At 69.6% G+C, this 25,891-nt stretch carries 23 protein-coding genes and 2 pseudogenes; 11 read left to right on the top strand and 14 right to left on the bottom strand.

The features are described from left to right. Positions 1 to 413 precede the first annotated feature (413 nt). Positions 414 to 1,082, bottom strand: a complete 669-nt coding sequence (locus AB0M83_RS17680; protein WP_364518193.1) for a response regulator transcription factor — start codon at positions 1,080 to 1,082, stop codon at positions 414 to 416. Continuing rightward, positions 1,079 to 2,287 carry a histidine kinase gene (locus AB0M83_RS17675; RefSeq protein WP_364518191.1) on the bottom strand — a complete coding sequence of 403 codons (1,209 nt, stop codon included), beginning with the start codon at positions 2,285 to 2,287 and terminating at the stop codon, positions 1,079 to 1,081. The genes AB0M83_RS17680 and AB0M83_RS17675 overlap by 4 nt, the downstream gene beginning before the upstream one ends. A gap of 154 nt (positions 2,288 to 2,441) precedes the next feature. On the opposite strand from AB0M83_RS17675, the gene AB0M83_RS17670 reads away from it, so the two are divergent. Continuing rightward, entirely contained in the window at positions 2,442 to 3,122 is a 681-nt protein-coding gene (locus tag AB0M83_RS17670) for an ABC transporter ATP-binding protein (RefSeq protein ID WP_364518189.1), read from the top strand. Beyond that, positions 3,119 to 5,407: an ABC transporter permease gene (locus tag AB0M83_RS17665; protein WP_364518187.1), complete on the top strand. Its 2,289-nt coding sequence runs from the start codon at positions 3,119 to 3,121 to the stop codon at positions 5,405 to 5,407. The genes AB0M83_RS17670 and AB0M83_RS17665 overlap by 4 nt, the downstream gene beginning before the upstream one ends. A gap of 1,102 nt (positions 5,408 to 6,509) precedes the next feature. Here the strand turns inward: AB0M83_RS17665 and AB0M83_RS17660 are convergent. The 3 genes and pseudogenes from AB0M83_RS17660 to AB0M83_RS17650 form a co-directional block, all read right to left on the bottom strand. Then, positions 6,510 to 7,424 (bottom strand): alpha/beta hydrolase, encoded by a 915-nt coding sequence (locus AB0M83_RS17660; protein WP_364518352.1) that lies wholly within the window; start codon positions 7,422 to 7,424, stop codon positions 6,510 to 6,512. After that, a complete protein-coding gene (locus AB0M83_RS17655; protein WP_364518185.1) occupies positions 7,421 to 8,296 on the bottom strand; it encodes an AMP-binding protein in 876 nt (291 codons plus the stop codon). Before AB0M83_RS17655 ends, AB0M83_RS17660 begins: the two co-directional genes overlap by 4 nt. 103 nt (positions 8,297 to 8,399) lie before the next feature. Further along, positions 8,400 to 8,747 (bottom strand): annotated as a pseudogene (locus AB0M83_RS17650) (AMP-binding protein); the annotation flags it as partial. On the opposite strand from AB0M83_RS17650, the gene AB0M83_RS17645 reads away from it, so the two are divergent. Further along, positions 8,671 to 9,189 carry a hypothetical protein gene (locus tag AB0M83_RS17645; RefSeq protein WP_364518183.1) on the top strand — a complete coding sequence of 173 codons (519 nt, stop codon included), beginning with the start codon at positions 8,671 to 8,673 and terminating at the stop codon, positions 9,187 to 9,189. The pseudogene AB0M83_RS17650 and the gene AB0M83_RS17645 sit on opposite strands and share 77 nt — an antisense overlap. 17 nt (positions 9,190 to 9,206) lie before the next feature. Here the strand turns inward: AB0M83_RS17645 and AB0M83_RS17640 are convergent, their stop codons facing one another. Continuing rightward, the gene (locus AB0M83_RS17640) at positions 9,207 to 9,596 is read right to left on the bottom strand and encodes a hypothetical protein (RefSeq protein WP_364518181.1); all 390 of its coding nucleotides are present in this window, start codon (positions 9,594 to 9,596) and stop codon (positions 9,207 to 9,209) included. Between the two features lie 393 nt (positions 9,597 to 9,989). Then, entirely contained in the window at positions 9,990 to 11,870 is a 1,881-nt protein-coding gene (locus AB0M83_RS17635; protein ID WP_364518179.1) for a hypothetical protein, read from the bottom strand. Positions 11,871 to 12,609: 739 nt separating this feature from the next. Here AB0M83_RS17635 and AB0M83_RS17630 point away from each other — a divergent pair. Next, entirely contained in the window at positions 12,610 to 13,422 is an 813-nt protein-coding gene (locus tag AB0M83_RS17630; RefSeq protein WP_364518177.1) for a hypothetical protein, read from the top strand. Beyond that, the gene (locus AB0M83_RS17625; protein WP_364518175.1) at positions 13,419 to 14,207 is read left to right on the top strand and encodes a hypothetical protein; all 789 of its coding nucleotides are present in this window, start codon (positions 13,419 to 13,421) and stop codon (positions 14,205 to 14,207) included. Before AB0M83_RS17630 ends, AB0M83_RS17625 begins: the two co-directional genes overlap by 4 nt. A 610-nt stretch (positions 14,208 to 14,817) precedes the next feature. Here the strand turns inward: AB0M83_RS17625 and AB0M83_RS17620 are convergent. Then, on the bottom strand, positions 14,818 to 15,438 hold the full coding sequence (locus AB0M83_RS17620) for a TetR/AcrR family transcriptional regulator (protein WP_364518173.1): 621 nt from the start codon (positions 15,436 to 15,438) through the stop codon (positions 14,818 to 14,820). A gap of 98 nt (positions 15,439 to 15,536) precedes the next feature. Here AB0M83_RS17620 and AB0M83_RS17615 point away from each other — a divergent pair, with 98 nt between their 5' ends. Further along, positions 15,537 to 16,373 (top strand): SDR family oxidoreductase, encoded by an 837-nt coding sequence (locus tag AB0M83_RS17615; protein ID WP_364518171.1) that lies wholly within the window; start codon positions 15,537 to 15,539, stop codon positions 16,371 to 16,373. Positions 16,374 to 16,608: 235 nt separating this feature from the next. Here the strand turns inward: AB0M83_RS17615 and AB0M83_RS17610 are convergent. From AB0M83_RS17610 to AB0M83_RS17600, 3 genes and pseudogenes are all read right to left on the bottom strand, one after another. Next, positions 16,609 to 16,975 (bottom strand): annotated as a pseudogene (locus AB0M83_RS17610) (transposase); the annotation flags it as partial. 202 nt (positions 16,976 to 17,177) lie between these two features. Then, the gene (locus tag AB0M83_RS17605; RefSeq protein WP_364518169.1) at positions 17,178 to 17,945 is read right to left on the bottom strand and encodes an SDR family oxidoreductase; all 768 of its coding nucleotides are present in this window, start codon (positions 17,943 to 17,945) and stop codon (positions 17,178 to 17,180) included. Between the two features lie 57 nt (positions 17,946 to 18,002). Further along, positions 18,003 to 18,584, bottom strand: a complete 582-nt coding sequence (locus tag AB0M83_RS17600) for a TetR/AcrR family transcriptional regulator (RefSeq protein ID WP_364518167.1) — start codon at positions 18,582 to 18,584, stop codon at positions 18,003 to 18,005. A 446-nt stretch (positions 18,585 to 19,030) separates the two neighbouring features. Here AB0M83_RS17600 and AB0M83_RS17595 point away from each other — a divergent pair, with 446 nt between their 5' ends. Next, positions 19,031 to 19,708: an ATP-binding protein gene (locus AB0M83_RS17595; RefSeq protein WP_364518165.1), complete on the top strand. Its 678-nt coding sequence runs from the start codon at positions 19,031 to 19,033 to the stop codon at positions 19,706 to 19,708. Positions 19,709 to 19,726: 18 nt separating this feature from the next. Here AB0M83_RS17595 and AB0M83_RS17590 read toward each other — a convergent pair. Then, positions 19,727 to 20,885 (bottom strand): IS3 family transposase gene (locus AB0M83_RS17590; protein ID WP_364518163.1). Its coding sequence is split into 2 segments (ribosomal slippage): positions 19,727 to 20,605 and positions 20,607 to 20,885, totalling 1,158 coding nucleotides; the frame shifts between segments, so codons are not numbered across the junction. 216 nt (positions 20,886 to 21,101) lie between these two features. Here AB0M83_RS17590 and AB0M83_RS17585 point away from each other — a divergent pair. Further along, a complete protein-coding gene (locus AB0M83_RS17585) occupies positions 21,102 to 21,563 on the top strand; it encodes a hypothetical protein (RefSeq protein ID WP_364518161.1) in 462 nt (153 codons plus the stop codon). Between the two features lie 157 nt (positions 21,564 to 21,720). Then, entirely contained in the window at positions 21,721 to 22,146 is a 426-nt protein-coding gene (locus AB0M83_RS17580; RefSeq protein ID WP_364518356.1) for a hypothetical protein, read from the top strand. Here AB0M83_RS17580 and AB0M83_RS17575 read toward each other — a convergent pair. Both AB0M83_RS17575 and AB0M83_RS17570 read right to left on the bottom strand, forming a co-directional pair. Continuing rightward, positions 22,048 to 22,389, bottom strand: coding sequence for an alpha/beta fold hydrolase (locus AB0M83_RS17575; RefSeq protein ID WP_364518159.1), 342 nt, complete (start codon positions 22,387 to 22,389; stop codon positions 22,048 to 22,050). The genes AB0M83_RS17580 and AB0M83_RS17575 overlap by 99 nt on opposite strands. Before the next feature lie 129 nt (positions 22,390 to 22,518). After that, positions 22,519 to 23,472: a helix-turn-helix domain-containing protein gene (locus AB0M83_RS17570; protein WP_364518157.1), complete on the bottom strand. Its 954-nt coding sequence runs from the start codon at positions 23,470 to 23,472 to the stop codon at positions 22,519 to 22,521. A 70-nt stretch (positions 23,473 to 23,542) separates the two neighbouring features. On the opposite strand from AB0M83_RS17570, the gene AB0M83_RS17565 reads away from it, so the two are divergent. Beyond that, positions 23,543 to 24,526 carry an NAD-dependent epimerase/dehydratase family protein gene (locus AB0M83_RS17565; protein WP_364518155.1) on the top strand — a complete coding sequence of 328 codons (984 nt, stop codon included), beginning with the start codon at positions 23,543 to 23,545 and terminating at the stop codon, positions 24,524 to 24,526. Positions 24,527 to 24,728: 202 nt separating this feature from the next. Then, positions 24,729 to 25,796 carry an alkene reductase gene (locus AB0M83_RS17560; protein ID WP_364518153.1) on the top strand — a complete coding sequence of 356 codons (1,068 nt, stop codon included), beginning with the start codon at positions 24,729 to 24,731 and terminating at the stop codon, positions 25,794 to 25,796. Positions 25,797 to 25,891 lie beyond the last annotated feature (95 nt).

Below are 25,891 nucleotides of genomic sequence, written 5' to 3'. Positions count from 1 at the left end.
GACAAGCCGATGTTGTTGCCGTCCGCGTCCACGATGGAGTCGAAGTTCGACGAGCCGTAGTTCGCGTTGGGCAGGTCAGCGCTCGGCGAACTGCAGAACGAGCTGCGAATCACGCACGTCGCCGGGACAGCGGGCAAAGGATCGGTCACCGCGTACGCCGTGGCAATCCTGCGTGCGCAGGGTTTCCACGTCGGTTCGTACTTTCTCCGCACGCCCATTCGATTCTCGAACGGTTCCAGCTTGACGGAGCGCCGGCCTCGCCTGAATTGCTCGGCGCCGCGCTGTACGTCGTCCGAGACCGGGAACGCGAAGTCAGCGCCGTCCGGCATGGAACGGTCAGCATGTTCGAAGCGGCGACCGCGCTGTCGTCGAGACGGGGCTCGGAGGACTTCACGATGCGACGAGCACCGTGGCTAGTTCACCCCCGGCTTCACCAGCCCCGTCTCGTAGGCCAGCACGACGGCTTGGACACGATCCCGCAGGTCCAGCTTCGCCAGGATCCGGGCGACGTGTGTCTTCACCGTCGCCTCGGCGAGGTGGAGCCGGCCCGCGAGCTCGGCGTTGCTCAGGCCGCCGGCGAGCAGCCGCAGTACCTCCAGTTCGCGCGGGGTAAGCGCCGACAGGTCCCGGCGCAGCCGCTCGGCGCCGGTGTCGCGGAGCGCGAACCGCTCGACGAGGCGGCGGGTGATCACCGGGGCCAGCAGCGCGTCGCCGGCACGGACCGTGCGGACCGCCGCGACCAGGTGCTCCGGCGTGACGTCCTTGAGCAGGAACCCGCTCGCCCCGGCCGCAAGCGCCGCGTAGACGTACCGGTCGAGGTCGAACGTCGTCAGGATGAGCACGCGCGGCTCGCCGGGGGTGCCGGTGAGGATGCGGCGGGTCGCGGCGAGGCCGTCCAGCTCAGGCATCCGGATGTCCATCAGGACGACGTCGGGGCGGGTGCGGCGGACCTCGGCGACGGCTTCAGCGCCGTTGGTCGCCTCGCCGACGACGTTGATGCCGTCGGCGGCGAGGATCATCCGGAACCCGGTCCGGACCAGGGCTTGGTCGTCGGCGATCAGCACGCGCGGCGGGTCGGTCACGCCGCCTCCCAGGGGATCAGGGCCTCGACGCGGAAGCCGCCGGTCGGGCGCCGGCCCGTCTGCAGCGTGCCGCCGTAGAGCGCGAGACGCTCGCGCAGGCCCGGCAAGCCGCGGCCGTTGCCGGTCGCGGCGGCGGGGGCGGCGGCTCCTCCGGTATCGGTGACCTCGACGCGGAGCCGGTCGGGCCCGTACTCGACGACTACGTGCGCGGCGGCGCCCGCCGCGTGCTTCACCGCGTTGGTGAGGGCTTCCTGGACGACGCGGTAGGCGGCGAGCCCGATCCCCGACGGCACCGGCCGCTGCGGCCCGGTTACCGTCAGCTCGACGTCGGCGCCCGCGGCGCGCACCCGGCCGACCAGCGCCGGGAGGCCGTCCAGACCCGGCTGCGGGGTGAGGTCCGGCCCGTCGGAGTCGGTCGTCAGCAGGCCCATCGCCTGCCTCAGCTCGGTCATCGCCAGCCGGCCGCTGTCCTCGACCGAGAGCAGCGCCTCCCGCGCCTGGTCCGGGTCGAGGTCCATGATCTTCCGCGCGGCCCCGGCCTGGATGACCATGACGCTCACGTTGTGCGTGACGACGTCGTGCAATTCGCGGGCGATGCGGGCGCGTTCGTCTTCGACGGCGCCGCGCAGCCGTTCCGCCTGCCGACGCTCCACTTCGGACACACGCTCGCGCTCGGCGTCGGCCCGGACGCGCCACGCGCGCAGCCCGAGGGTCGCGACGAGCATCGGGAGCACGATGAGCAGGGTGACGTACTGGGTCGGCACGATCGGCCAGACCTCGTAGCGCAGCTCCCCGGTCTCGAACACCCCCAGCAGCAGGCTTACCAGCGTCGGGGCCCGGTAAGGGCTGAACGCCGCCGCGCTGTAGGCGGCAATCACGAACGGGTAGAACGTCAGCCGCGACGCCAGGTCGGGCGTCAGCGCGAGCGCCGCGAGCTCGACCCAGAAGACGGCCAGCGGGTACCGGCGGCGGAAGACCAGCGCGACGCCCGACACGAGCGACAGCGCGAGCAGGCCGAGCATCCGCGCCGTGTGCGCGTCGAGCGGGATCCGGCGGTCGAGCACGCTGAGGTAGTTCAGCCCGATCGTGGTCACGACGAACGCCAGCGCGATGTCGAACGCCCACCCGGGCCGGGACGGGCGCGGCAACGGGCCGCTCGGCCGGGCGAGCGGCCCGGCCCACGGGAACAGGCGGTCGGCGGTCATCGGCCCATTCTCACCGAACCGGGCCACGACCGCGTCAACCTCGCGACTACACCGGAAGGATGACGCCGGCGGGAAATGCGCCCGCGGGCCGACGCGCCCAGGCCCGGCGTGCTCCTAGCTTTCCCTCGTCCGGTCCGCTGAACGAGGAGAACCCATGACGACACCGCTGATCGAGGTGACCGCGGTGAGCCGCCGGTACGACGACGGCCCGCCCGCGCTTGACGACACGTCGCTGTCCGTGGGAGCGGGCGAAGCGGTGGCGATCCTCGGGCCGTCCGGCAGCGGGAAATCCACGCTGCTCAACCTGATCGCCGGGCTGGACCGGCCGGACGCGGGCACCGTGACCGTCGACGGCGTGCGCGTCGACCGGCTCGGCGAAGCCGCTTCCGCGCGCTACCGGCGGGCGAAGATCGGCATGGTCTTCCAGTTCTTCAACCTGCTGGACGACCTGACCGTCGCCGACAACGTCGTGCTGCCCGCGCAGCTGGCCGGGATGGCCCACCCCGCGGCCCGCGCCCGGGCGGCGGAGCTGCTCGAGGTCCTCGGCATCGCGCGGCACGCCCGCGCCTACCCCGGCCGGCTCTCCGGCGGCGAACGCCAGCGCGTCGCCGTGGCCCGGGCCCTGGTGAACCGGCCGCCGCTGCTGCTGGCCGACGAGCCGACCGGGGCGCTGGACACCGCGTCCGGCGAGGACGTCGCCGACCTGCTGCGCGAGCTCAACGCCGACGGCCAGACGATCGTCGTGGTGACCCACGACCTGGCCCTGGCCCGGTCCTGCACGGACCGCACGGTCAACCTGGTCGACGGCCGGGTCACCGCGGACGTCGTCCGATGAGCGCGCTGGGCCGCGTCGTGCGCTCGGGGGCCGGGCGCCGCCGGGTGCAGTCCGCCGTGATCGGGCTGGCCACGACGATGGCAGTGACCTCGGCCGTGCTCGGCGGCGCACTGCTGGTCGCGTCGCAGGCGCCCTTCGACGACGCGTTTGACGCGCAGCGCGGCGCGCACCTGACCGTTCAGTTCGACGGGACGAAGGCGACGGCCACGCAGGTCGCGACGGCGCCCGGCGTCACCGCGGTGGCGGGTCCCTTCGCCGTCGCGTCGCTCACGCCGGAACTCGACGGCACGGCTCTGCCGCCGCTGACCGTCGCCGGCCGGGCCGAGCCCGGCGGCGCGGTCGACGCCGTCGCACTCACCCAGGGCCGGTGGGCCACCGGACCCGGCGAGATCGTGCTGTCGGCCGACGGCGAGCCAGGAGTTCCCGGCGCCACCCTGCGGTTCCCGGAGCTGCCGGGAGCGCCGGCTCTGACGGTCGTCGGGCTCGCGCGCTCGATCAGCCACACCGCCGACGCCTGGGTGCTGCCGGGCGTGCTGCCGGCCGTGAACTTCCGGATGCTCTACCGGTTTTCCGCCGCGGCCACGGCCGAGCAGGTCGACGTGGACCGCGCGGCGGTGGCGGCGAAGGTGGCACCGGACGCCGTGAGCGGAGTGCAGTCGTGGCTCACGGTCCGGCAGGTGGCCGTGCGCGCGACGGCGTTGTTCGTGCCGTTCCTGATTGCCTTCGGCGTGCTCGGCCTGGTCACGGCGGTGCTGATCGTCGGCAACATCGTGGCCGGTGCGGTCGGCGCGGGCCGGCGCCGGATCGGCGTCCTCAAGGCCCTCGGGTTCACCCCGGGACAGGTCGTGCGGGCCTACATCGGCCAGGCGCTGATCCCGGCGGCCGTGGGCGTCGTGCTGGGTGTCGCGGCGGGCAACGCGCTGGCCGTCCCGGTGCTGGCCGAGACGCAGGAGGCGTACGCCGTGTCGTCGCTGGCCGTCCCGCTGTGGATCGACGCCGCGGTGATCGCGGGCGCGGTCGCCGTGGTCACGCTGACGGCGTGGGCGAGTGCCTGGCGCGCGGGCCGGCTGCCGACCGTCGACGCGCTCGCCCTCGGGCACACCCCGCCGGCCGTCCGGGGCCGGTGGGCGACGCGGCTGGCCTCGCGCTCGGCGCTGCCGCGTCCGGTCGGCCTGGGTCTCGCACGACCGTTCTCGCGGCCCCTCCGGACGCTGGCGATGTTCGTGGCGGTCGGCTTCGGCGCCACCGCCGTCACGTTCGCCGTCGGCCTGTCCTCGTCGCTGCTGGCCGTCCAGACCGCGCGGGACCACGACATCGCCGACGTGAGCGTCGGCACGTCCCGCCCGGAGCCGGGCGCCCGGCCGGCCGAGGACCGGCCGATCACCGATCCGGTGGCCGTGGCCGCGGCGATCGCCGCCCAGCCGGGCACCCGCGCGTCCTACGGGGTGGCTCATGCGGACGCGACGGTCGCCGGCGTGACCGGTTCGGTTCGGGTCACGTCGTTCACCGGCGACGCGTCGTGGGGTGGCTACCAGCTGACCGCCGGACACTGGCTCGCCGCACCCGGCGAAGCCGTGGTGCCGACTGCGTTCCTCACCGCGACCGGGACCCACCTCGGCGATCGCGTCACGCTGTACGTCCGGGGCGAAACGGTCACGGTCCGGCTCGTCGGCGAAGTCTTCGACACCCGGCACGGCGGCATGACGGTCTACACGACGCTGCCGGAGCTGCGGCCGGACACCTTTTACGTTTCGCTGCGGCCCGGCACGGACCTGGCTGCCTACACGGGCGCCCTGAACCCGGCGCTGGCCGGACTGGACGTCGCCGCCGACGCGGCGCCGCCGGCGGGAGGCAGTGGCCAGATCGCCGCGCTGAACGCGCTGACCGCAGTGCTTACGCTGATGCTGGTCGTGGTGGCGGGTCTGGGCGTGTTCAACGGAGTGGTGCTCGACACCCGCGAAGGCGTCCGCGACCTCGGGATCTGCAAGGCCCTCGGGATGACACCGCGCCAGACCTTGACGATGGTGCTGGCGTCGGTCGGAGTCGCCGGTCTCGCCGGTGGCCTCGCCGGAGTACCCGCGGGCACGGTGCTGCATGCGGCGATCGTGCCGGCGATGGGCCGCGCCACCGGCGTCACGCTGCCGCCGTCGGCGTTCGCCGTGTACCGGCCCGGAGAGCTGGTCCTGCTCGCGCTGGGCGGGCTGGTGATCGCGCTCCTGGGCGCGTTGCTGCCCGCGGGCGGGGCAGCCCGCACCCGGACCGCGACAGCGCTACGGACGGAATGACCCAGAGGAGCCAGTAGGTGAACCCGGCGTCGGCGAGCCGGCCGAACGTCCATGAGCCTTACCGGAGGTGCGTGGCGAACGGATCGTCTCGACGCCCTGCGTGACAGCGACGGACGGTCAGCTCACGACCGTGCCGGAGCGGTGCACGGTCAGTGTCGCACGGCGGGCCCGCCTCGAACCCTGCCACAGCGGTGGGGGCATCCGGCCACACCACAGCCCGGACGCCCCGGCGATCCCCAGCTACACCCGCGCACCCCGCGCGGACGACCACGCTTGGAGGCACAAGATGGCGCACCGCGTTCTGATCACCGGTTCCCGTGCATGGCACGACATCGCCCTTATCCGGCGTGCCCTCGCGCACGTCTGGCACCACGACACATTCCTGATCTTCGGCGCCTGCCCCCGCGGGCCGACGCGCTCTGCGAAGCTGGACTTCGTGGGGCGGCCGCGTCGAACAACATCCCGCCCAGGGGTGCAGCCGCGGCCGCGGCGCCGGGTTCGTCCGCAACCAGACCATGGTCGAAGCCGGAGCGGACATCTGCCTGGCCTCATCCTCGACGATTCCCGCGGAGCGAGCCACACCGCCGCGCTCACCCGCGCAGCCGGCATCACCACCTGGATCTTCCGGGCCTGCTCCTCGCGCCGTAGCGCAACAGCAGAGTGAACCAATGCGGGCGGCGGCCCTGCACGCGCGGGTGTTCACGCCATGTAGCCGCGGGACAGGACCCCGCGCCGCCACCGGATCCCGGTTCTGGCCGGCCGGGCCAGCGCGCGCGGCGCCGACCCGGCCAGCCCCTTCCATCGGTGGCTTGCCCAGCTGCCGCTGCCGTCCCGGTGACGCTGTCTGCTGGCTGTAGTGGCCGTCGGCGAGGCTGCATGGGCTCGGCTTCGCGGCGCAGTAGCACCCCCGGTGTGCACTGTGTCGGTCTCGCGTCGATCAATGGCTTATGGGTGAGTACGACCCCCGGGCGCTTGATGGCGGGTCCGCCGTGCTTCCTATCGCCGGTGGAGGTGACTTTTGTGCGGGCTACCCGGCCTCGGCGAGTGCTATCGATGGCTTCCGTAGGTCTTCTGGTACCGAGCCGATACCGGCGGATGCTCCTCACTGCACTGCTTGAGGTGGCGGAAGTGCCTTGACGAAGTGGGCGAGGCGCCGCAACGCCGCACTCGCTTCCGGCAGCCCGCGGGCCAAGGGGAAGGCGTGTGACTGTCCCGGCCAGGAGGCCAGTTCGACCCGTACGCCGGCGTCGCCGAGCAGGCGGGCCAGTAGTTCGCTGTCGTGGCGGAGGAAGTCGTGTTCTCCGGTGATGATCAGGGTCGGCGGCAGGCCGCGCAGGTCGGTGTCCGCGGGCGGTGGGAGCATCAGGCCGTCGGCCGTGCACAGGCGGGTGACCCGGGCGATGCAGTTCGCGGTCAGGAACGGGTCGGGCACGGGCGCGCGGGAGCCGGGGTCGAGGTCGGCCCACGGCGAGATGACCGCGATCCCGCCAGGGCCGGGCCGTCCTTCCGCGCGCAGCCGGGTGGCCACCGCGAACGTCAGCCCACCCCCGGCGGAATCGCCAGCCAGCACGATTCCGGGTCCCGGAAAGTCTCGGTCGACGAGCCATCGGTAGGCGTCGAGCGCGTCCTCGATCGCGTCGCCGATCGTGTGCTCGGGCACGAGGCGGTAGTCGACGGAGAGCACGGGCAGTCCGATGTGGGCGGACAGTGCCGCTACGAACGGCCGCCAGGCGCGAGCCGACCCGGCGATGAACCCGCCGCCGTGGAGGTAGAGCACGACCGGAGCCGCCGCCGCGGCCGCCGGTGCGCGGACGAGTTCGGCGCGGCAGCCGGGCAGGACGACGGGTTCCCAGGTGGTGCCGCGGGGCAGCCGTCCGGTGCCGGCGGCGGCGCGGTCGATGGCACGCCGGATCCACGGCAACGTCGTGGCGGTGAGCGGGACGTGTGCGCCGAGCGGACGGGCCGTGAGGGTGAGCACCTGGGCGAGCAGCCGGGACTGCCAAGAGGGTGCGGTCATGGGACGGCGGGCTCTCGCACGTCGTCGATGATCGGGTCGGCGTAGAGGTCGTCGATCTCGGGGGCGTACTTGGCGGCGATGGGTTTGCGGCGCAGCTTCATGGTCGGGGTGAGCTCGTCGCCGCCGGGTTCCCAGAAGTGCGGGAGGACGCGGAACCGCTTGATCTGCTCGACGCGGGAAAGCCCGGTGTTCGCGGTGGCGATGGCGGCGGCCACGTCGGCCACGACGTCCGGGTGACGTGGGAGGTCCGCCGGTGTCGTCGCGATGCCCCGGCCGGTGAGTGCTTCGGGATCGAGGACGACGAGAGCCGTGGTGTAGGGACGCCGGTCGCCGATGGCGACGACCCCGGCGATGAGCGAGCACCGGGCTTTGACGGCGTTCTCGATGTTGGCGGGGGACATGTTCTTGCCGGAGGCGTTGATGATGAGCTCTTTCTTGCGGTCCACCACCGTCAGGTAGCCTTCGGCGTCGACGGTGACGATGTCGCCGGTGGACAACCAGCCGTCCGCGTCGAGGACTTCGGCGGTCTTCCCCGGCTCGCCGCGGTAGCCCTTCATCACCAGCGGTCCCCGCATCCGGAGCTCGCCGTCGGCGGCGACGCGCATTTCCATGCCCGGCAGGATCTTCCCGACGGTGCCGAGCTGGGCCGGCGTGGCCGGGGCGACGCTGGCGATGCAGGTCAGCTCGGACATGCCCCAGATCTCGGACACCCGCAGGCCGAGGCCGGCGAAGAACTCGAGCGTTTCGGGCGGGATCGGCGCCGCCCCCGACACGGCCCACTTGAGGTCGCCGAAGCCCAGTTTTTCGCGCAGGGGCGCGAGGATCGCGGCCTCCGCGCGGGCGTGCTGGCCCGGCGCGTTGCAGGGCGACACGGCGGGCGCCGACCTCCAGTCCCCAGCGCAGCGCGGCCCGGCAGGTCTTGTCCGGCTCGCGCTCGACGGCCAGTTCGACGGCGACCTTCAGCTTCTCCCACACCCGCGGGACCGCGCCCCAGATGGTCGGCCGGCAGTCGGGCAGCGCGGCCGCGACGGCGCCGGGGTCGTCGACGACGGTGACCTGGGTGCCGAAGACGAGCTGAAAGTACAACGCGGTCATGCGGTCGGCGATGTGCGCCGACGGCATGAACGAGGTGATCCGGTCGCCGAACTCGACGGGCAGGACGCCCGCGACGGCCTGGGCTTCGAACAGCAGCGAGGCGTGGGTGGTCTCGACGCCCTTGGGATCGCCGGTGGTGCCCGAGGTGTAGATGAGGGTGGCGACGTCGTCCGGCCGCACGGCCCGCCAGGCGGTGTCGAAGTCGAATCCCGGCGCGTCGAGGGTCATCAGTTCGCCGAGCGCGAGCGTGCCGGCGGGGGCGTGGCCGGGCGCCGCGTCCACGACGACGATCGTCTCGACGGCGGCACCGGAGGCGCGGATGGCTGCCCGCGTCTACGAAGGAGAGCTGGCACCCAATTCGGTCAAGTCCTACGACCTCGAAAGTAGAGACGGGAGGCGAGTTCAGGTGAAGGCGAGGATCGTCGGCCCGAACACCGGCGCGGGCGCGATCTTCTCGGCCTTCCGCTCGTTCGACTTCGACGTCGCCGTCTTGATCGCCTTCGACCACACTACCTACGACGTGCTCTGGGCCCGCGAGGTGCCGGCCGCCGACATCGAGACCGCCGGTTCGTTCTCCGCGCACGTCAACGGGCACCGAATCCGGATCACCGCAGGTAAATACCTCGGAACGGACGTCACCCCGCGATTCAAGGCAATGCTGTCTGCGTAGCAAGGCTGGGACGGCCGTCATAGCCATGTCTGCAGCAGAAGCGGTGCTGGCCGAGGGGGCTGCGCTCGGCACAGGACCTGCGGAGTACGCGACCGGCGCCAGGTGACTATTTGCTTTTCCAGATCATCGGTCCCGGTTGATCTGGGCACCAGGTCAGCCAGCCGAAGCGGCTCGAGACCGGGTTCGACGTCATCTGCGGTGAACATCGGGTCGCCGACGGCCAGTCGTTCCCCAGGCGGGCGGAACAGGTGCCCGTAGAAACCCATCACCACGTCGTCCGCAGTGATCGCGCCGCCATGGCTGGCGCGGGTGAGCCCGTCCAGCAGAGCGTGGGTCCAGTCACGTAGCAGCGACTGCTCCCCAGCAACCTGCTTTCCGATGCCGTGCACGCATGCGATCCGACCCATCGCGCCTCCAACGCGAGAGCGCGCGAGTCTACGGCGCGCTACGGCTAATAATCGCTGGTCACGCCACCTGCGTTCCCGTGTTGCCGGTCGACCACTCGGTCGGCCCAATGGAAGTCGCCGGCGACCGCGGCGAGTACCGCGTTCACCTCGCCCGGATCTGCGTTGTGCGTGGGTCGGAACGACGTCCAGGCGTCCTCGGGGTCGATCGGGCTGGTCGCGGCGACCGACGGCAGGAATAGCAGGGCGTCCACCCCGGAGCGCCGGTGACGGCGTAGGGCAGTCGACCACTATTACTCCGTCGTTGGCGGTGAGCGACCCAGCCGGATTCCAGCTCGTGAAGCGCCGGCTCGTAGCCAATCATTCGGATGGAGGTTGGCTACCGACGACGCGCCACTAGCTCTGGGGATAGTCCCCGCCGACCGCTTTATGCAGGGTGTTGGCCGCAGTGCGGAGGTCTCGAACGATCCCGTCTTCTCGGGGACTGCCGAGACCAGACGCCGCGAGCTGCCGGGCCAGCCCGTCGAGGTAGGTCGCGGCCTTGGACACGTGCGCAACGCCGTCTTCCGTGCTCGAGCCGCGCAACGTGACCGTCTGAGCGACCAGGTCGGACAGCTGGTCCGAGAGCTGCTCTTGAGCGCCGCCGGGCAGCGGCATGCGGGTGAGACGGCGCAGCAGCCGTTGGCAAGCGTTGACCAGCAGTTCGAGGAGTCGGGTGTCCTTAGAAGAGAAGATCGTCACGTCGCCGCTGACAATCTGTGAGGCTACGTCGGTGTTGTCGGAGCCGAGCATCAGGCGCAATTGGCGCAGCCTGGCCGCTGTCCCGAACGGCATCGGGGTCATCGGTTCTTCGGCGCCGAGCGCCGGACGGAAGCAGGGATGGATGTGGAACTCGTTCTCCTGCGGCTGCAGGGGGAGTTGCCCGGAGCCGGCGTACGAAACACCGGTTTTTCGTAGCACGCCGAGAAACCCCACGCGGTACAGGATCTCGGCCACGCCGTCGGTGGTCAGGACGTGCTTGTAGTTCGGGAAACGGTCGTGCAGGGCCTCGACGAACGGTTCCAGTCTGTTCGCCACCGCGCTGCGCATCACCACATAGCCGGTGTTCTGGAAAAGTACGAACAGCCGATCCAGGAAGGGGACCGTGACCAAGTACTCCTTGGCCAGGTCCAGCAGCTTCCATTGGGAGAACTGCAGCGTCGCGCCCACCACGTCCGCCTCAGCGATCTGTTCTGCGCCTCGGCTGTGGGCGGCGTCGCGGCAAAGGTTGAGAAACTGGATCGCGTCGCGGGGACGCGGGAGCGTGCGGGAGAAGAGGTAGGTGTCGACCAGTTGGCCATCCACCAGCGGAGGGAAAACTTCGCCCCACAGCTCGTCGCGCGACACCGGCCGGCCGAGGGATGCACGGGCGCGCAACAGCGCGACCTCGCCGAGCTTCTCCGGCGTCCAGTCGAGGCGCAGCTCGTCGCTGTGGAACTTGTCGGCGTCGTCGAACCGCAGCGCGTCGTAGATGTCCGAACGGACAAACAGGACGCACCGCATCGTGCCGCCGTACGCCTGGTTGACGCGCTTGCTCGCCAACAGCAGCCCGATAACCAGGTCATCGCTCTCGCGGTCGCTCGACCAGACCTGTTCCAGCTGGTCGACCAGCACCAGCAGCGGGCCGCCGTCCGTGCAGCCCAGCGCCTCGAAACCGCGCGCGACCCCCGCTTCAAGCACCTCAAGCTGCTTCGACGCGCGTGCGCCCTCCGACGCACCGTTCTTGTGGTCGAGGCTCGCCTTAACGCCGAACGCCTCCAGCGACAGCGTCGCCTGCAAGCCCCGGCCGCCGCGCAGGATGCGGTCGTAGAAGCTCATGTCGGCGAGTTCGCCATTCTTCTTTAGGAACCGGTGCAGCGCCCGGACCGGCTTCGGGGACCGGCGGTGCACCTTGCGCGCATGGCCCACGAGGTGTCGCGCCGCTTGTATAGCGAAGACGTATCGCCAGATCAGGGACTTCGCTGTTGCGCCGGTGAGCCCTTGAAGCTCGAACCGCCGCAGCTCTTCGCCGGCGGCGTCGTCGGGGGTGATGAGGCAGCTGCCGTCGCGGGTCCGCAGCCGCATGCAGATTGCGCTCTTGCCGGTACCTTTGCGGCCGATGACGAGGTTCTTGTGGCCGGCCGACACCTCCTCGAAGGCCCTAGTGACAAGGAACCCCTCGCGCAACAGGCCGTCGGCGAAGTCGTGCTCGGCGTCGTCGCGCCCGAAGTACAGCCGTCCGACGGTCCCCTCGGCCACGTCCACCTCCCCCGATTCCTGGCTCAGGGTACCGCCGCGGTCACCGTCTTCGCGCTAGCTTCGCTAGCTTCCGCAGCCGCGCGTCCGGCAGGTAAGTCCGGCTCTGCGTCGGATCGACGATGAGGTCTGCACTCTCGCACACCATCTCATCGTGATGCGTGCGCACCTGCGACCGTGCATAGAACACGTGTGCGATCTGGTGAGTATCTTGTGGGAATAGTGCACCATTGAATATGTGCATCACCCCGGCACGTGACCCCGGTAACCCCAGGTGAAAGACCCGACATGGCGTACGGAGATGCGTGGTAGAACGTACTCCGCGTGGTTGAATGCATGGCGGGTTCATTAGGCCGAACGAATGATCTGGGGAGTGCGCGTGGCGGAGGATCCGGACCTGACCGGGGTGTCGAGCGACAAGCTAGTTGGTCATCCGCCAGGCATTCTGGTCACTCCCGTGGCCGCGCGACACTGAACTTGGCCTCTCGGCAGGCGGCCTGAACGCCCGCCTGCCGAGCGTGATCAGGCGCAGCAGCCTTCGCGCTGGGTGGCCTTGTCGGTCTGGTCGGTTGCGGCGTCCGGAGGCACGGCGCAGTCGACGCCTACTCGGCCGTGACCCACGGATCGCAGCACCTGCGTAGCCCTGACGCGAACGGCCTGCTTCCCTCCGTAAGCGGGCCGTTTTCGGGTCAACCTTCCGGCCGGTTCGTGCGTGTACTCCCCGAGGCGAGGGGGAGCGGGTATGGACTACGCGGGATCGACGGAGGCCGAGGTCAGAGTGGCCAGGAAGTGGCTGGCCAAGCGCGGCGTGGAGGTGGCAGAGCCGACGACGCTGCTGGCGCTGCGGCTGGGCGCCCGCGGCGGTGCGCGGCCGCCGGGGTCCTGGGCGTGGGTGGTTGTGCTGGTGGTCGTGGCGGTGGCCGGCAGCTTCGCTCTGGGATTCCTGCCGCACGCCACCGGCCTCCGCTATTCCGACATGCCCGAGGGCCGGTCGTTCTTCGCGCTGTACGCCACCCTGGTGGTGGCCTTCTGGCTTGCGGTGCGGCTGGGTGATCGGCGGGCCACCCTCCACCTGGCCGGCCGGGGGATCGACCGGCCCCGGCCGGACTGGCGAGCGTCGCTGAACGGGTGGAACCTGGCTTCGGTGGTGATCACCTTCGGTGGTGGCGCCGTGCTCGCTGTCGTGATGTCCGTGACGACGTCGAAGCCGGCCTGGGCGCTGAGCTGGCTCGGCCTCCTGGCGCTCGGGGCGGTCGTGGTGACGGTGATCCTCACCGGTGTGCTCCGGCGGCCGGTCATCGCCGAAGACGAAGCCTCGCTCGCGGTCGACAGCCTGCTGCGCGGCGACGACCAGTACCTCGCTTACCCGGCGCTGTTCGCGTACCCGGCGATCTTCGACCCCTTGGTGCAGGGTGGGCAGCCGCGCGAGTTCACGCCGTGGCTGGTCGGCTACTTCGCCCTCGCGGTGGTGACCCAGGCGATCGGCTTCTACACGCAGTACCGGCGCCGGAAGCTCCCGGCGGGCGACTACGGCACCTTGGCGGTGGCCCGATGATCTTGGTGACCGCCGCGGAGCAAAACGCAGCCCGACACTGGCTGGCCAAGCGCGGGCACCCGGTCGGACGGCCGACGCCGTTGCTCGCCGCGCTGATCGGGACGAGACCGGCTTTCGGCGGCGCGGTGCGCTATTTCGTCTACCTGATGCTCGCCTACGCCGCCGGGGCGGCATTCATATCGCTGTTCGGCTCGGGGACCACCCAGGGCGGGCCCGTGTATTTCCTCTACTTTGCGTTGTCGCTCTCGAGCTGGGACACCGTGCGCCTGCGTGAGCGGGGCTTCCGGGACGACGTTGCCGCCCCGCACCCGCCGGATCCGTGGCGGCGCGTCCTGGGTGGCTGGTACCTCGCGTCCCTCGTGCTCGTGTTCGGCGGCGGGGCCGCGCTCGCCGGCGCGATCTACTCCGGCACGCCGTCTCGGACGTACGCGCTGAGCTGGCTCGTGCTGCTGGCCCTGAGCGCGGTCGTCACCGGCTGGGTTCTGGTCGGCTTGCTCCGGCGTCCGCTGCTCGCCGAAGACACCGCGTCCCTGGCGGTCGCCCGCGCCTTGCGCGCGGAGGCGGTGTACGCCGCGTCGCCGGTGCTGGTGGTCATCCCGCTGGTGCTGGACTTCCTGCTGCACAGCGTGCCGCCGGGATTCCTGCCGTGGCTGGGCGCCTACGTCGCGGCGGTCGCGCTGCTCCAGGTCATCAGCTACGCCGTGCACTGGAGCCGGCACCGCACACTGCCACCGGGCCACTACGGCACACCGCCGGTACCGGACCCGGGCACCACGGTCGACTGATCGCCGCCGCGGGAGGCCCGATGATCGAGGTGACGTCGGCGGAGGAAGCGACCACGGATTCGGGCCCGGGGCCGAATTCAGGCGGGAGCGCTCCGCGGCGAGGTTGTCGGCCACGATCGCCGAGGGCCCGCTGTCGGTGATCCACTGCAGCAGGCGGGGTCCTGGCTACTTCCCCGGACATGCAGCCGGACGAGGCACTGCTGTTCCGCCTCTGGGACACCGACTCCTCGATGCCTGGGACGAGTTTGACGAGTTCGCGGACTGCGCCTGATTCGAAGCAGTCACCTGTCCCCGTCGGATGTAGTCAGTGCCGTCGGAATCCGGCTGCGCGAGCGCGGCGACCGGGCGTGCGAGGATCCTCGGTCCGGCCGCCGTCAGGCAGACGGCAACCCGGGGCCGAGCGCCAAGCCGGCGACTGGCAGCCCGTGCCCGACTCGGCCGCGTCACCCGATGCGGACGGGCGAACCGGCCGGTCGCAACCACGCGTCGCGTGGGTCGCCCGTTGGGGTGATCGACAGGGAGCTCGTGACGGGGCGAACGTCGGTGTACGAGCGGTGTGGCTGCAAGGTGGGGGAGGGGTGGTGCGCCAGTCGGCGAGAGGCGACCTACTTCACGCTCGGCCGGCCGCGTGGCCGCGGATGTGGGCGATCACGGCGTTCAAAGCGGCTTCGAGCGCGCTCGTGTTGTGCTGGGCCTGGGCGAGCAGGAGTCCGCCCTGGACGGCCGCCAGCAGGGCGAGGGCGAGCTCGTCGGCGTCCGTCCCCGGCCGGAGAGCACCGTTGCCGACCATCGTGGCCAGGCCGTCGCGAATCGCGCCGGACCACGCACTGAACCCGGCCGCAAGAGCGTCGCGGGCCCACGGATGGTCGTCGGACAACTCGCTGGACAGGCTGCCCAGCGGGCACCCGCCGGCGCCGTTCTGCCGACGTGCCGCCTCCACCACGACGTCTCGCCACGAGTCGAGGGCGTCGAAGCTGTCGAGGGTGACCAGCAGGGGCGTCTGGTGCGCCAGAATTGCCTGGGACTGGTGGGTGATGACCGCCTTGGTGAGGTCGTCCTTGTCGGCGAAATAGTGGTAGATCTGCGACGAGCTGACCCCGGCGGCGTCGCGGACCGCCGGCGTGCTGGTGCCGGCCACCCCGTGGCGGTACATGAGCTCGGCCGCGGCCACGACGATCCGGTCCCGGGTCGCGCGGCCCTTCTGCGTGCTCGGCGCACCTTGCGACGTCATCAGCTCACCCACTTCGGACTGGACTTGACGATCCAATCCTACCGGCGCTAGTTTGGATAGATCAATCCAATCTGCGGAGTATCTTGAAGGAGGCCACGTTGATCCTGGTCACCGGCGCGACCGGCAAGGTCGGCTCGGAAGCGGTCCGGCTGCTCGCTGCGCAGCACCACCCCGTGCGAGCGCTGGTCCGCGACCCGTCCCGCGCGCCCCTCGACGATGTCGAGGTCGCCGTCGGCGATTTCGGCGACCCGGGCACGCTCGCCGCCGCGATGCACGACGTCGACACCGTGCTGCTCGTCAGCCCCGCGGTGCCGGCCCAGGAAATGGCGGTCATCGACGCCGCCGTCCGCCACGGAGTGACGCACATCGTCAAGGTCAGCAGCAAAGCGTCAGCGGACTCCCCGGTCGCCCGGCGCCGGGGCCAGGCGCGGATCGAGGCCCACCTGGAAGCCGCCGGCCTCGCGCACACGCTGCTGCGGCCGAACGCCTACCTGCAGAACCTGCTCGCCCTGGCACCGGCGATCTCCCGGACCCGGGGCTTTCCGATGTCGGCCGGCGACGGTCAGGTCGGGATGATCGACGCGCGGGACGTCGCCGCCGCCGCGACCGCGATCGTGACCGCGCCGGGTGAGCACGCCGGCCGGACCTACTGGCTGACCGGGCCGGAACTGATCACCTACACCGACGTTGCGGAGGAACTCGCCGCGGCGCTGGGGCATCCGGTCGAATACCGGCGGCTCACCCCGGCCGAACACCGCGCGGCGATGATCGGCGCGGGCGTGCCCGAGACCGTCGCTGACTCCAATGCCCAGGCGTTCGGCTTGATAGCTGAAGGCGACGCAGCGTGGCTGTCGGACGAGGTGAAAGCACTCACCGGCGAACCACCGCGCAGCCTGCGCGCCTTCATCGCCGAGCACAGCAAAGCCTTCTCCTAGGGTTGAAGTTCGGTGCCGCACCAGTTGTCGGCCGATCTCGTCGAGCTCGGCGAGTTCCTCGTCGGAGAGCGGGAATCCGCGTCGGCGACGTTCTCGTGTCCTGTCGCGACGCGACCGCAAAGCCGGGGACTGCAAGGCCATCACGGGAGCCGACAACCACGGAAAGATAGTTACCTTTTTGTGGCTCGCGACCAGGGAGTTGTGGTCACCAGGCCCGGCATGAGTTACGCCCCAGTCAAGCAGCGTGATGTGCCGGCGCAGCCGGCGTATCGGGCGCAGTGATGACCCGGTAGAGCTCGCAGGCGATGTAGCGTTTGACGTACCGGACGCCTTGGCGTGTGGTCTTCCCCTCGTGGACATGCCGGTCGGATGTAGTCGCGAGTGCGTCGGTCCCAGCGCAGGCGCACCAGCACGATTCTGCGCAGAGCGGAGTTGGCTTGGCGGTCGACACCGCGGTTCAGTCGGTGGCGTTGTGTCCTGCCTGAAGATGCTTCCACCGGGCTGGCTCCGCAGAGCGCGGCGAACGATGCTTCGCTTCGCAGGCGTTCGGGGTTGTCGCCGGCGGCGATGAGAGCGTGACGCACCTGCACTGCAGGGTTGCGTGCTGAGCCTCGTCCAGGTGCTGCCCCGAGGCGGCCGAACCACCTTCGAAGGTGCCACGCTGAAATGGCCGTCGTCTCTCCGCGCCAAGCGCAGAACGCAGATGTTGGCGGTCGTGACGACCCGTAGCTCTCGCCGCTGTGGCCAGCGCAGGTTCCTCGGCCGCCGGCTGCCGCGACGGCGCGGCAGCACGCTCACGGCGGTTCAGTGCGGCCAGGGTGCGGCGCCACCGTCGACACCGAGAGTCATTCCGGTGACGTAGCTCGCGCGATCGCTGAGGAGCCAGGCGGCCGCCTCGGCAATCTCCTCCGGCTGGCCGGGGCGCCCCAGGGCGGTGACGGAACTGAGCTGCTCGACGATGCTCGGATCGCGCTGCTCCCAGGCCACCATCATGTCGGTCATCGTCGCGCCTGGCGCGATGGCGTTGACGCGGACACCGTCACGACCGTATTCGACCGCGGCCGCACGGCTCATGGAGATGACCGCGGCTTTCGTCGCGCCGTACACGCTTTGCCCGTTGGCACCGAGGGTTCCCCCGATGCTGCTGACATTCACGATCGCCCCGCCGCCTGCGCCCTCCGCGGTCATCGCCCGCAGCTCGGCGCGCATCGCCAGCCACACGCCCTTGAAGTTGACCTCCAACACGGAGTCGAAGGTCTCGTCGGGCACCTCAGCGAGGCGGCCGCCACCCTGGCTGCGGCCGGCGTTGTTGAGGGCGCCATCGAGCCTGCCCCACCTCTCGACCGCTGTCGCGATGGCGTGTTCCAGCTCATCGGCGTTCGTGGTGTCCGCCTGAACGGCGAGAACCCCGCCTCCGGTGATGCTCTCGGCGACACGGTCGAGTTCGGCCTTGCGACGAGCCGTGATGACGACGTTCGCACCCTCACGTGCGAACAGGTGAGCGGCGGACGCGCCGATACCGGACGAGGCGCCGGTGATGAGGATGGTCTTGCCCTTGAGCAGATCGGTCATCGGTGTTGCTCCTTGGAAAAATGGCTCCCGCCTCACTCCGGACGGAGGAGGTCGGACTCAGTAACGCCCGTCGTCCATGACGAGCGCGTCGATGACGGCGTCGCGGACGACGGCTGAAATCATGTGGTGGTCCCGGCCGCCGGGGGTCGCGGCGACCGCGTGGGCGACGCCCCGGAGGGCCGCGCGCAACGCGTTCGTCGCCAGCTCCGCGGTGATACCGGGCCGGAGCAAACCCGCTCTTTCGAACTCGTCGAAACCCGCGCGCAGCAGGGCGCCACTGCGTTCGACGTGGCTCGGCAGTGGGCCTGACGTCGGGTACATCGCGGGGTAGAGGCCGGGGTAGGCCTGCGCGAACGCGATGTGCGCATCCCACCCCGCGGCGACACGGGCTCCGGGGCCCGTGCCGGCCGTAGAGGTGCTGGCGTCCTTGTGCTGGAAGTACTCCTCGAACGCGGCGTCGACCACCGCGCGGATCAGTCCGGCGCGGTCGCCGAAGTGGTGGTATAGCGACGGGGCCTGCACGCCCGCGGCCGCGCAGACCGCACGCGTCGAGACCGCGTCGACGCCCTCGCGCGTGGCTGTTTCGAACGCCGCGGCGAGCAGCCTCGCGCGGGCCTGGGGCTCCGGGCTCTGTACCATCGCTACAGACTATAGCACTGCTACAGAGCAGGGCCGGACGAGCTCGTCCACCAAAGCCCTGTCCACCTGGTTCACCCCGGCCTCGTAGGTGTCCACCGCCTGCTCGGCCTTCATAATCGCCTCTCCCTCTTCACCGACGGCCAGGTACGCCGGGTCGGGCCCGACCACGTCACCTCGCCGTTGCCAGACCGCACCTGAGCCATGTCGTCGGCCGCCGCGATGAGGGGAAACCAGGACACCACGACGACGTGGCCGGCATCCGCACGCGCACAGGCGATGGACGGCTGCCTCCTGTAGGGTCTCACCCCGCGTAAGCGCGCTGGTCGAAACCAGGTCGCCCTTGCCACTTCTTGAGGGAGAATAGGCGCGGCGCGAGACCACCCGCCAGAAGGACTCGCCGTGGTTCATGCGGGTCCCTTACCGAGCTCCGTCTCTACGCTTATCGAGTGACCTTCACAGCTCTTCACCGGGCGGTCGGGGCGGACCCCGGGCCGCTAAGCAACGATCTCCTCACCCACGCCGTGACCACGGGGATTACGGAGTCGAGTGACCTTGACTGGAAGTCCGAGTTGCCGCCGGCGAAGGGGATGGCGCAAACCGACTTCCCTAAAGACGTTGCGGCGATGGCTAACAGCGGTGGCGGCGTGATCGTGTTCGGCGTACGCGAGTCGCAGAAGGCAGCGATCAGCCGGGTTGACGTGGGCGACTTTGATGAGGCCTGCGAGCGTTCGTTGCGTAGTGTGGCGATCACTGCTATCTCTCCGCCGGTCTTCGGTTTGAACGTGTACTGCCTTGGCGCTGAGGGGGAACGGGCCGTGGTCGTCGAGGTGCCTGCGAGCGTGGACGGGCCGCATCTGATCTATAGGAACGAGTGCTTCGGTGCGCCGGTTCGAAACGACGCCGACACCGTGTGGATGAAGGAGCGTCAAGTCGAGGCTGCGTACCGAGCTCGGTTTGACGAGCGCAGGCACGCGACGGAGGTGCTTGACATCCTGTTCGCAGATGCTGCGGCCGGCCGTGACAGCGAGACGCGGGCGTGGTTGATCGCGGTCGCGCACCCGCGTATACCAAAGCTCCGCACGCGTCTCACTCGCGATCAAGGGGTCTGCCCAGACTTCGGTTGACACCGGGGGCTGACTGTTTCAGGCTGCAGCTGCGGCCATGTAGATGGTCTCAAACTCGACCGGGGTGAGCTTGCCCAGCCCCCGTTGACGGCGTTTGCGGTGGTACTTCGTCTCGATCCAGGACACGATCGCCAGCCGGAGCTCCTCCCGGGTCCGCCACCGCCGGTTGTCGAGAACATTCTTTTGCAGCAACGAGAAGAACGATTCCATTGCGGCGTTGTCACCACAGGCGCCGACCCGGCCCATCGACCCGGTCAGCCCGTGAACGCGCAACAGACGCCGGTAGGCGTCGGATCGGAATTGGGCTCCGCGGTCGGAGTGGACGACGGTGTCGCGCGGGTCTCGCAGCGCGATCGCGTTACGCAACGCAGCGACTGCGAGCGAAGCCCGCATGTGCGACGCGATCGAGTATCCGACGATCTTGTTGGAATAGCAATCCTTGACCGCACACAAGTACAGCTTGCCCTCGCCGGTGGGATGCTCGGTGATGTCGGTCAGCCACGTCACGCTCGGTGCCGTCGCGGTGAAGTTCCGGCGAACCAGGTCCTCATGCACCGACGGCCCCGCCTTCGCGTTACGGCCTTTCTTCCTGGCGTGCGAAGAGAAGATCTGCTGCATCGAGCAGATCCGCCACACCCGGTTCTCCGAGACGCTGAAGCCCTGCCGGGCGAGTTCGTCGGCGATGAACCGGTACCCATCGCCTGGGTCGTCGGCGTGGATCTCGAGCGCGGCGTTGATCAGGTGCGCGTCATCCCAGTCGCGCTGGCAGACCGGGGCTGCGCACCACTGGTAGTAGGCCTGCCGGGAGATGCCCAGCACCCTGCACGTCACCGCGACCGGCACCCTGACCGGGGCGCCGGCCGCGGCCAGTTCACGGACGAGCGGGAAGGCTATTTCCCGGCAGATTGCCCTGGGCAAGGTAAGCCGCAGCTTTGCGCAGGACCTCGTTCTCCTGCTCCAGCAGGCGGTTGCGCTTACGCAGTTCCCGCAGCTCGGCGGACTCGTCCCGGGTCACGCCGGGCCGGGTGCCGTCCTCGACATCGGCCGCGCGCAGCCAGTTGGCCAGGCACGACTCGGAGATCCCGAAATCTTTCGCGACCTGCTTCAACGGCGTCTCGCCGCGACGGGCGACGGCGACGACGTCGTCACGAAACTCACGGGGATAAGGCTTGGGCACGATGACATCCTTCCAAGCGAGGCCGAAGCCTCACACATCAGGTGTCAACCAGACTCTGGGCAGACCCAAGCTCGGCAGGTCCTAACAGAAACTAGAGGCCTGGCATTGGTGTATGCGGCGAGTACTGGGGTTCATCCGTTGGAGAGTGTGGACTATCTCAATCCTCGTCCCGGTTTGCGTAGGTGGGTTGCGGTTAACACGGCAACCGAAGAAGGCATGACCTGGCGCGAATCGTGGATCAGCATCCACCATGATGGGTCGGCGACTGTCGCTGCCGCGGTCGGTGGGCACCCAGCGGGCCGCGCCGACATGCTCGACGGCAATCAGATCAAATCCGCGGCTATCGAGTGCGCGATCGCAGACCTGATGGCTCTCGTACGCACGACCGCCGAAGCGACGGGTAACGACGAGTACGACATTCGGGTCGGGATCGAATGTGGAGGCGGCACGCCGCTGACGATCCTCACGACGGATACCATGGGCTTCAACTACGACGGTGTGTCGATTCCGCTTCACCGGTACACACCTGTCGAGATGACTGTGAACGCTCAGGAGTCGCCTGAGGACTTCTTCTGGCATGTGCATAACCTCGCCGAGGACTGTGTGAACCAGGGGGGTGTCTCGAACGTACAGATGATTCATCCGCCGGTGCGCGACGACAAGCCCAGCGACGGATAGAGCGCCGGAACAGAAGGAGACGAGTCGCGCCGATCGCGAAGCCATCCGAATGAGTGATTCAAATCCAGGTGCGATGAGGTGCGAGGTGTGGCATTCTGTTCCGTTCGCCACCGGCGGCCATCAGTCCGATGCCACATCTCGTCCAACGGAGACTCGCATGCCCAGCCGCCGGCCAGAACTTCACGACGCGATCAAGACCTTGATGGGGGTTGCTCTCGACGACCTCCGGCAGTACGAAGCTGCTCCTGTGATCGGCCCGTCGGTCGACACACGTGGCTGGCGGCGGTACACACAATCGTCGTTTGTGGCCCTGAAAGCCGCCGCATGGCAGATACCGGCGCGAGCCTCCGAAGCTGGCTGGCTCGACACATTCCCCGAGATGGTCGCAGTTCGAGAGGTCATCGACGCCGACTCGACGATCGGTTCTCGCGTCGACACCGTGGTCGGAACCGAGTTCGCGAAGCAGTTCCGACGTCTCAACTGGCTACTCGTCGAGCATCTGCTGCGACGCCGACGCCAGGTTGGTCTCCCGGCAGAGGTGAGCCCGTGCTCCGCGAACAGCGTTGAGAACACCGGCGAGTGACAAGTCCTCCTGGCGGCCTTCGCTCTCACCATGGCCGGGGAGGTCAAAACGGAGCGAGGCTACGCCGCTCTCGGCCAGGCCGGCAGCCAACCGGGTGAAGAAGCCCGCCTCATGGCGCGTGACACCGCGACCGTGCACGAGCACGGCGGCGTGGCGGCTTGGGCCGTCCGGCTGGACCAGAGTGCCGACCAGGCTGAGGCCGTCTGGCGTACGAACGGTGGTCTCGGTGCTTCGTGCGGTCATGCGGCCAGCCTAGGGCGTCGATATATGTGCGAAATGAGTTTTCAGAGTTACGTAGCCAGCGCACCTCGGTCTCGACTCTTCCATGATCTTAGGGCGGAAGAGTCGGGCCCCCACCTTCCGCGGCTGCGGCTACCGTTGTTCCGACAGACGGGTGAAGGATCGCCGGTACGCCGTCGGTGTTAGCCCGACCCGCCGGGTCAGGTGCTGGCGCATCGAGTCGGAGCTGCCCAGTCCGCTGCGAGCGGCGACGAGGTCCATCGGCAGGTTGGTGGATTCCAGAAGTTCGCGCGCTCGGTTGATGCGCTGATGCAGCAGCCATTGCAGCGGGCTGAGGCCGGTTTCGGTGCGGAATCGGCGAGTCAGCGTCCGTACGCTGTTGTTGGCGTGCCGGGCCAGATCGGTCAGCGTGAGTGGCTGATCAAGCCTTTGCAGCGCCCAGGCCCGGGTTGCGGCGAGGGAGACACCGGTCACGGCAGGCAGTGGGGTCTCGATGAACTGCGCCTGACCGCCCGGGCGTACCGGCGCCACAACGGCCAGCCGGGCCACCGCGTTGGCCGCTGCGGCGCCGTGGTCGGAGCGGACCAGGTGCAGGCAGAGGTCGATGCCGGCCGCTAGCCCCGCTGAGGTGAACACGGGGCCGTCCTCGACGAACAGCACGTCCGGTTCGAGCGTGACGGCAGGGTAGCGCTGACGAAATATGTCCGACTTCACCCAGTACGTCGTGGCGCGTCGGCCCTCGAGCAGACCGGCGGCCGCCAGCACGAAGGCGCCGGTGCAGATCGATGCGAGACGTTTGCCCGCCGCAGCGGCTGCACGCAGCGCCTCCAGGACCGCCGGAGGGACGTCGTTGCGGCCGGCCCCGCCAGTCACCATCACCGTGTCGGCCTCGTCGACCGCCTCAAGGCCGTGCCGGACGAACAGGTCGAAAGCGCCGTCGGACGGCAGGATCCCCGGTTCAGCCGTGCAGACCCGGACGTCGTAAGCGGGCCGCCCCTCGATCTCCACCCCGCGGAAGATCAGCTCAGGGATGGACAGATCGAAGGTGTTGACCGGCGGAACGGCAATGACGACGACGCGGTGCATGGCCAGAACCTCCGGATGTATGGCACTCGGGCCACTACTGTACAGCGCTGCAGCTCGGCAAGGTTGAGACATGTCAATCGTCGTTGTCACCGGGGCCGGCGCAGCCGGCCTGCCCACCGCCCGCCAGTTCGCTGAGAGCGGCGAGCGCGTCCGCCAGATCACCCGTAGTGGCCGTGGCGCCGACCATCCGCTGGTGGAGCTCGTGGCCGCGGACATCACCGATGCCGACCGGCTCACCGAGCTCACCGAGGGCGCGCGCGTGGTGGTCAACTGCGCCATTCCCGCGTTGGACCGCTGGGCTGTCGACGTGCCACCGATGTCTGCGGCGCTGCTGACCGCGGTCGAGCGGACCGGAGCGGCTTACGTGATGCTGGGCAACACCTACGGCTACGGTCATGTCGACGGGCCGATGACCGAGGACCTGCCGATGGCCGCGACCACGGTCAAGGGTCGTGTGCGAGCGCAGATGTGGCTCGACGCGCTGGCCGCTCACGAAGCAGGCCGCGCGCGGGTCACCGAAGTGCGGGCCACAGGTTTCCTCGGCGCGGGCCCCGTGGGTCCCTACGGCGCGTTCGTGCTGGGTCCCCTCCTGGCCGGCGAGGTGGCGTCCTACCCGGGAGACCTCGACGTAGCACACAGCTGGAACTACACCGAAGACATCGCCCGGGCGCTCGTGGCCGCGAGTCGCAACGACGCCGCGTGGGGCCGGCCCTGGCACGTGCCGGTCACGTCGTCTCTGTCCGTGCGGGCGCTGAGCGAGCGGCTCGCCGAACTGGCCGGAGCGCCCACGCCGAAGCTGCACCGCATCGATCGCGACGAGCTGGCCGCGCTGGCTCGACAGCAACCGGTGTTCGGCGAACTCATGGAACTGATGTACAGCAACGAGAACCCGCATGTGATCGACTCCAGCCGGACGGAGGCGGTCCTCGGCGTGCAGCCGACGCCACTGGACACAGTCCTCCGAGAGATGGTGACCGGCGCCGTCGGTGCAACGGAAGACATCGCGGACCGGCTCTCCCGCCGCCTCGCCCCCCAACAGGGCGGCACCATCTGAGTGGGTAGCCGCGAGGCTGTAGCCCCACTGCCGTCGCCAGACCGGTACCGGCCGAAACTCCCGGCTGCCGACGCCGCGCGGCGTCCATGGCGGGGACCCGCAGCCCGCTGTCCACCCTGGCCAACTCCGCCTGAGCAGCTGCACGGGACCTCGATCGCCGGTCCGGAATAACCATCCCCAGTCGACTTCGTCAAGGATTGTGATGTCCACCAAAGCATTTCAGCCGTATGCGCTGGCCGGAAAGAAGCTGAAGAACCGTATCGTCATGGCCCCGATGACCAGGAGCCGTGCCCCCGGTGCCACGCCGACCCGGTCGATGGCCACCTACTACGCGCAGCGAGCCGGTGCCGGTCTGATCATCACCGAGGGCACCCACCCGTCGGTGCAGGGGCAGGGCTACACCGACGTGCCCGGCCTGCACTCGCCGGCACAGGTGGACGCCTGGCGCGCCGTCACCGACGCGGTGCACGCCAACGACGGTGTGATCTTCGCCCAACTCATGCACAGCGGTCGCATCGGGCACCCCGACCTGCTGCCCGACGGTCTCGTTCCGGCCGGCCCGTCCGCCGTACGGGCCAAAGGGCAAGTCTTCACCCACACCGGCCTGCAAGACTTCGTCGTCCCCCGCGAACTCACCGAGGACGAGATCCTGGCCACCATCGAGGACTACGCATCGGCCGCCCGCAACGCCATCGCCGCCGGATTCGACGGCATCGAGCTGCACGGCGCCAACGGCTACCTCATCCATCAGTTCCTTTCCGCCCACACCAACAAGCGCGCCGATCGATGGGGCGGCGCAGTGGAAGGCAGAATCCGATTCGCCGTCGAGGTCGCCCGCGCCACGAGCCAAGCCGTCGGCGCCGACAAGGTCGGCATCCGCATCTCACCCGGGGCCACCGTCAACGACATCAACGACGACCCCGACCACGACGCCACCTACTTACCCCTGGTACGCGAACTGGCCGCTCTCGACCTCGCCTACCTGCACTTCGCCGAACGCGCCGGGCGCGACCTGACCCGCCGAATCCGCACGGAGTGGCCCAACACCCTGATTCTCAACCCCGACACCGGAACCACACCCACCGGTCCAGCGGAGCTGGGCCTCATCGAGGACGGCACCACCGACCTGCTCGCCTTCGGCACCAACTTCATCGCCAACCCCGACCTGCCGTACCGCCTCGCCACCGGAGCCCCACTCGCCCAGGGTGACCGCACCACCTTCTTCGGCGGCGACGACCGCGGCTACATCGACTATGCCCCAATCGACTGAACACGCCGGGCTGAAGTCCGGCGGGATGGGCACGGTGAGTGATGACATCGGAGCTTGTGAGTCCACGCAAGCGTGAGTCCAAGCCGGCGCGGGAG

Origin of the sequence: Amycolatopsis sp. NPDC051106, assembly GCF_040682775.1 — a bacterium.
Classification (GTDB): Bacteria; Actinomycetota; Actinomycetes; order Mycobacteriales; family Pseudonocardiaceae; genus Amycolatopsis.
The sequence above is the reverse complement of the archived record's forward strand: the minus strand, read 5'-3'. Positions and strand labels throughout refer to the sequence as shown.